This window comes from Pseudomonas sp. CAN1 (assembly GCF_030462585.1).
In the GTDB taxonomy this organism is placed as follows: domain Bacteria; phylum Pseudomonadota; class Gammaproteobacteria; order Pseudomonadales; family Pseudomonadaceae; genus Pseudomonas.
In genome coordinates this window covers 1-4,222 of the sequence record NZ_JASMRU010000078.1, presented here as the reverse complement: position 1 = coordinate 4,222, position 4,222 = coordinate 1, and the positions used below count along the sequence as shown (strand labels likewise).

2 protein-coding genes and 1 pseudogene are annotated in these 4,222 nt (G+C 66.7%); 1 reads left to right on the top strand and 2 read right to left on the bottom strand.

The genetic code is table 11. The features are described from left to right. Positions 1–130: 130 nt before the first annotated feature. Positions 131–544 (top strand): annotated as a pseudogene (locus QO207_RS31170) (LysR substrate-binding domain-containing protein); the annotation flags it as partial. 468 nt (positions 545–1,012) lie between these two features. Here QO207_RS31170 and QO207_RS31165 read toward each other — a convergent pair. Together QO207_RS31165 and QO207_RS31160 are read right to left on the bottom strand one after the other, a co-directional pair. Next, positions 1,013–2,203 carry an HlyD family efflux transporter periplasmic adaptor subunit gene (locus QO207_RS31165; RefSeq protein ID WP_301536102.1) on the bottom strand — a complete coding sequence of 397 codons (1,191 nt, stop codon included), beginning with the start codon at positions 2,201–2,203 and terminating at the stop codon, positions 1,013–1,015. Continuing rightward, positions 2,193–4,222: type I secretion system permease/ATPase (locus QO207_RS31160; RefSeq protein WP_301536101.1), on the bottom strand; the 2,030-nt coding region annotated here is incomplete at its 5' end. The genes QO207_RS31165 and QO207_RS31160, both read right to left, overlap by 11 nt.

Sequence of the window (4,222 nt, the reverse complement as noted above, 5' to 3'; positions counted from 1 at the left end):
AGCTGCTGGCACTGCTGATCCTGCCGCTGCTGGCGACCCTGATGGCGCGCGGCTTCGGGATGATTGGCTGAGGCGCATTCCTACAAGTAGACGGGAAGAGCCCGATTCAGGCGCCCTGCTGATCGGCGGATACTGGCCAGGCATGCAGGTGGAGCAGTTACTGGAGGAGAAGCTGATCCTGGTGCGCGCGCAGAACCCCGAGCCCTACGTCTACATCGACTGGGGCGAAGGCTTCCGCCAGCAGCACGACAGCGCGCTGCCGGAACTGGCCAAGGCGCCGGTGTCGTTCAACCTCGGCCCGCTGGCGTTGCAGTACATCCTGGAGAACGGCGGCTCGGGCTACTTCCGCACACGGGTGGTGCAGAGTTATCTGGATCGCAAGGTACTGCGCCGGGTGCCCAAGGCCCCGGAGTTCAGCTACCCGACCTATCTGGTGTATTCGCGGGACCGCGATTCGCAGGCGCTGCAGCAGGCCTTTGCGCTGCTGCGCGAGGTGGTGGCGCAGGACCCGGACTGGTCGCAGCGCTGGGACCCGATGATCTGATCCGGATCATCTGAGCCTGATCTGCTGGCCGCCGTAGGAGCGAGCCCACCCGCAAGCCCCGCCCGGATAACCATGGCAGGCAGGCTCGCCCCTACAGGTGCCACGCCTTGTCCTCCCCAGGTTCCCGGCCCTTCCCTGTCGGGGGAAGGAGGCGTATGCCGGGTGTTGCCATGCCCCATTGAATATCAGGCCATTGAATATCAGGCCTACGTAGGAGCGGACTCCGTCCGCGATCGATCCATCGTCGCTCCCTTTGGCCAGGGAGTTGGGCCACCCCATCGCGGACGGAGTCCGCTCCTACCCGGATACGTAGGGCGCATAACGCCAAAAGCCTTATCCGCCATTTCGGCGGATAACCCGTTCCGGGTTATCCGCCCTACGCGGCTGCTATGCGACGTTTCCTATCGATGGGTATCGCTTCGCTCCACGCCATCCTACGTTCAAACAATCCACGCTCCGGTGCGCGAGTTACATCAAACGCGCCTTGAGCAGCGGCCGCAGCAGGTAGTTCAGCACGCTGCGCTTGCCGCTGAGGATGTCCACTTCGGCAACCATGCCGGGGATGATCGGCAGCACCTCGCCGTTGCGCATCAGCTGGCTGCCGTCGGTCTTGATCAGCACCTGGTAGTAGTACTCCTTGCCGTGCACCGTATCTTCTTCGATCGTGTCGGCGCTGATCTGTTCCAGGGTGCCCTTCAGATCGCCGTAGATGCTGTAGTCGTAGGCGGTGATCTTGACCTTCGCCGGCATGCCCGGCACCAGGAAGGCGACGTCGCGCGGCTTGACCTTGGCCTCCACCAGCAGGCGTTCCTCCACCGGGATCACCTCCATGATCGGCTCGCCCGGCTGCACCACGCCGCCGCGGGTGCTGATCAGCACGGTGTTCACCCGTCCGCGCACCGGCGAGAGGATTTCCGTGCGGCGTAACTGGTCCTTGCGCTGCTGGACGATGGGCTCGATCTGCGCCAGCTGGGCCTTCTTCTCCTGGCGCTCGGTGTAGGCATCCTGGAAATAGGTGTTCTTCAGCTCGGTGAGCTTGCCGCTCAGGGTGGCGATGTCCTGGCTCAGCTTGAGCGCCTCCATCTGGCTCACCGCACGGCGCTCCACCAGCGGCTTGACCAGCGCCAGCTGGCTCTGCGACAGGCGAATCTGCTGCTGCAGCGAGCGGGTGTTCTCCTCCAGTTTTTCGCGCCGCGACTTGAACAGCTCGCGCTCGGAGCGTGCCACCGGGCCGTCGGCGGGCATGCCTGCGGGGAAGACGATATGGTCCTGGCCCATCACCTCGGCATCCAGCCTGGCGATGGCGGCGCCGAGCACCTCGGCCTGGTTGGCCGCCTCCTGCCAGGAGGTCTCGAAGTGGGTGCGGTCCAGCCGTACCAGCGGCTGGCCGACCTGCACCAGCTCGCCCTCCTGCACCAGCAGGCGGTCGAGGATGCCGCCCTCCAGGCTCTGGATCTTCTGCATGCGGCTGAACGGCACCACCCGGCCATCGCCACGGGTGACTTCGTCCAGCTGCGCAAAGGCGGCCCAGGCGACGGCGGCGATCAGGCTCAGCAGCAGCGCCCACAGCAGCGGCCGCGACACCGGGTGGCTGGCGGCCAGCAGCGGGTCCTGCAGCTCGCGGCGCAGGCGTTCGGCGGCGCGGGACTCACTGGCCATGGGAGGCTCCTTCCTGTCCGGGAATGTGTACCGTGCGATCCTTGACGATCTGGTCCAGCGCGCCGTCCATCACCACCTTGCCCTGGCTGAGCACCACGGCGCGAGTGGCCACGGCGAGCATGGTCTTCTTGTGCGTGGTCATGATCAGCGTGCGGCCTTCCAGCCAGCGCTGCAGGTAGCCGATGACGTGCAGCTCGGTGCTCTGGTCGAAGGTCGCGGTGGGCTCGTCGAGCAGCACCACGGGCGGGTCCTGCAGCAGCACGCGGGCCAGCCCGACGGCCTGGCGCTGGCCGCCGGACAGGCTACCGTTGCCCAGCAGCGGCAGGTCCAGGCCCAGCGGATGGGAGCGGACGAAGTCGCCGAGGCCGACGCCATCCAGCGCCTCGTACATTTCCTCGTCGCTGATTGCCGCGCCTTCCAGGTTGAGGTTGTCGCGCAGGGTGCCGTAGAACAGCGCGACGTCCTGGGGCAGGTAGCCCACGTGGCGGCGGCGGTCCGACGGGTCGATCTGCGCGATGGACACATCGTCCAGCAGCAGACGCCCCGAGTCAGCGTCGTAAAGCCCGGCCAGCAGGCGCAGCAGGGTCGACTTGCCCGCGCCATTGCCACCCAGCAGCGCGATGCGCTCACCGGGGCGAACCTCCAGGGCAGCAATGTCCACCGCCGGCGGGTTGTCCCCGTGGGCCAGCTTCAGGCCTTCCAGACGGTAATGCCCGAACAGCCGTTCCTTGCGCACGAAGCGCTTGTCCTGTGGGCGCTCCGTGGGCGCCTGCATCATCTGGTCGAGCCCTTCCATGGCTACCTTGGTGTGCTGCCAGCGGCCAAGAATGCCCGCCGCCTGGGACAGCGGCGCCACCGCGCGGGAAGCGAGGATCGAGCAGGCCACCAGGGCGCCGACGCTGAGCAGCCCTTCGCTGATGCGGTACACGCCGAACACCACCACGCCGACGTAACACAACTGCTGGACAATGCTCGCACCGTAGGACAGCGCGGTGGTCAGCGTGTGGGTGCGCATGGAGTTGCCGGCCAGCTGCGCGGTGAGGGTCTCCCACAGGTGCAGGCAACGGCCTTCGGCGCGGGTGGCCTTGACCGATTCGAGGTTCTCGATGGACTCCAGCAGGATGCCGTTCTTCACCGCGCCCTCGCGCAGGTTCTCCCGCGACAGGCGCGCCAGCTGGCGTTGGCAGAACAGCCCGGGCAACAGCATCAGCACCGCTGCCACCGCCGGCACCCAGACCAGATGGCCGCCGATCAGCGCGATGATCAGCAGGAACAGCAACACGAAAGGCAGGTCGCTGATCATCGCCGCGCTGGAGGCGGTGAAGAACTCGCGCACGCCCTCGAACTCGCGCACCTGGGTGCTGAAGGCGCCTACCGAACCGGGCTTGGCCGCCAGCCGGGTGTTGAGCACACGCTCGAACAGCAGCGTCGACAGCTGCAGGTCGATGCGCTTGCCCATGGTGGTCAGCAGATGCCCGCGCAGCCCGCGGATCACCCCTTCCAGGATGATGGCCAGGCCGACGCCGCTGGCGAGGATCCACAGCGTGTCCATCGCCGCGTTGGGCACCACGCGGTCGTACACCTGCATGGCGAACAGCGCCGAGGCGATGGCAAGCAGGTTGGCCATCATCGCCGCCATGGCCACTTCGAAGTAGGAGCGCCAGAGCTGCCGCAACGGGCCGAAGAACCAGTGCTGTGGCGCGCGCTTGGCGAAGTCGCCGACGCGGCCGTCCGGCCGGTAGCGGCACTTGGCGAAGATCGCCACGCCACTGTAGCGCTGCTGCAGTTCCGCCAGGGCGACGCGCTCGATGCCGATGGAGAAGTCGTTGCAGTTCTCGCGGCCGTCGAAGCGCGACACGCCGGCATGCCAGGCGCGCGAGTTGCACGAGACGAACTGGAACAGCGAACCGTCGCGCTCGATCAGGAAGTGCGCCGAGACAGTCAGGCTGCAGATGCTGGCGAAGTACGGATGCTCGTCGGCGTCGAGGCGGTTCTGGAAGAATTCCTGAACCTTGCAGG

What these genes read in the sequence shown, in the direction of transcription:
- QO207_RS31165 (WP_301536102.1), bottom strand. Translation starts at nt 2,203, where the DNA reads ATGGCCAGTGAGTCCCGCGCCGCCGAACGCCTGCGCCGCGAGCTGCAG.